The following is a 1136-nucleotide window of genomic DNA, read 5'->3' as shown; positions in this document are numbered from 1 at the left end:
GGCGTCGACACGTTCATCTACAATGGCGGCGCGGATGTGATCACCGATTTCAGCGGTGACCTCATCGGGATTGACGCAGCACTCTGGACCGGAACCGAGGCGCAGTTGATCGCGAATGCCACGGTTGTCAGCGGCAACCTTGTGCTCGATTTCGGCACTGGCAACACGCTGACCCTGAACGGCATCACCGATGCTTCGAGCCTTCAGGGCCGGATCCTCGGCGCCCAGGCCAACGACGTCACCAGTGACCTCACGGGCGACGGCACCAGCGACATCCTTTGGCGCAACGGCACGAGCGGGCAGTTCGGCATGTTCGAGATGCAGAACGGCAGCCCCAATTGGAGCGTTCTGGGCGCGGAAAGCACCACCTGGCAGATCGCCGGTAGCGGTGATTTCGACGGTGACGGCACCGATGATATCCTGTGGCGCAACGACGCCAGCGGCGGCATCGGCTTTTCCGCCATGGGCTCTGGCAGCCCGGTCTGGAACGCGCTCGGCACCGCCGGGTCGGAATGGCAGATCCAGGGCGTCGGCGATTTCAACGGCGACGGCACCGACGACATCTTGTGGCAAAACAGCACCACCGGCGGCACCGGCATGTTCGCCATGTCGGGCGGCACGCCCAGCTGGCAGACCATCGGCGCCTCCTCGGCGCCGTGGCAGATCGTGGCGACGGGTGACATCACCGGCGACGGGATCGACGATATCCTGTGGCGCAATTCCTCGACCGGCCAGGTCGGCCAGTTCGAGATGTCGAGCGCCGGCACACCGACATGGAGCGTGGTGGACACGGTCTCGCTCGACTGGCGGCTGGTGGGAACCGGCGATTTCGACGGCGACGGCACGGATGACCTGCTGTGGCGCAATGAGAACAGCGGCGCCGCAGGGATGTATGCCATGGGGTCGGGGTCTCCGGTGTGGCAGGGCTTCGGGCAAGCGAGCCTCGACTGGGACATCGTCGGCGTGGGCGACTACAACGGCGACGGCACCGACGATATCCTGTGGCGGAACGTGAACACCGGGGCGGTCGGCGCCTACGAGATGGACGGCGGCACCCCCGCGTGGCAGACCATCGGCCAAGCCGGGCTGGACTGGGACGTGCAGGGCCAGTTCGTGGATGAGTTCGTGTTTTGAGG

The 1136-nt window shown here is 65.8% G+C and carries 1 protein-coding gene; it reads left to right on the top strand.

Features of this window, described 5'->3' with window-relative positions; genetic code table 11:
• On the top strand, positions 1 to 1134 hold a 1134-nt coding region (locus BKY27_RS19590), incomplete at its 5' end, for an FG-GAP repeat domain-containing protein (protein WP_146636324.1).
• Positions 1135 to 1136: the final 2 nt, after the last annotated feature.

Origin of the sequence: Nioella nitratireducens, assembly GCF_001879715.1 — a bacterium.
GTDB lineage: Bacteria > Pseudomonadota > Alphaproteobacteria > Rhodobacterales > Rhodobacteraceae > Nioella > Nioella nitratireducens.
Note: the sequence above shows the minus strand (reverse complement) of the source record. Positions and strands in the feature narration are given on the sequence as shown.